This is a genomic window from Streptomyces recifensis (assembly GCF_002154615.1).
Classification (GTDB): domain Bacteria; phylum Actinomycetota; class Actinomycetes; order Streptomycetales; family Streptomycetaceae; genus Streptomyces; species Streptomyces griseoluteus.
Genome location: NZ_MUNH01000071.1, coordinates 3,047 through 3,737, shown reverse-complemented (window position 1 = coordinate 3,737; position 691 = coordinate 3,047). Strand labels below are relative to the sequence as shown.

At 74.2% G+C, this 691-nt stretch carries 1 protein-coding gene; it reads left to right on the top strand.

Translation table 11 applies throughout. From position 1 onward, the window contains the following. On the top strand, positions 1-625 hold a 625-nt coding region (locus CCN33_RS04755; RefSeq protein WP_086691433.1), incomplete at its 5' end, for an RDD family protein. Between the last annotated feature and the right edge of the window lie 66 nt (positions 626-691).

Below are 691 nucleotides of genomic sequence, written 5' to 3'. Positions count from 1 at the left end.
CTACGGGCCGGCTGACCCCTACGGCGGCGGCCCCCAGGGCCCGGGCGGCCCCTATGGGGGAGGCGGCCCTTACGGGGGCGGCCCCCAGGGCCCGGGCGGCCCCTACGGAGGAGGCGGCCCTTACGGGGGTGGCCCTTACGGGGGCGGCCCCGGCCGCCCGGGCGACCCCCTGGCCGGCATGCCCCCGCTCGCGGACAGCGGCAAGCGCACCATCGCCCGCATCATCGACATGATCATCGTCGGTATCGCCGTCTGGCTGCTGACCTGGGCCTTCGGGGTGCACCAGTACGACGTGAACGGCGACCGGATGGAGGTCGGCAAGTCGCTCGGCCAGTCCGTCATCGCCGCCGTGCTGTACGTCGCCTACGACACCATCCTGATCGCCCGCACCGGACAGACGCTCGGCATGCGCTGGCTCAAGATGCGGGTGGCCAACCTGCACGACGGCGCCACCCCCTCCCGGCAGTCCTCGCTGATCCGGGCGCTGGTGCTGTGGCTGCCGTTCGCCTTCTGCTGCGCCTGTATCTGGACGGCGATCTGCGGCGGCTGGAGCTACTTCGACCGCCCGTACAAGCAGGGCCTGCACGACAAGGCGGCGAAGACCGTGGTGGTCGCCACCACCTGACCGGGCCGGGACACGGCGCGCCGGAGCGGCGGGCGGGGGAGGAGCCCCCGGCCCGCCGCTCCGGCG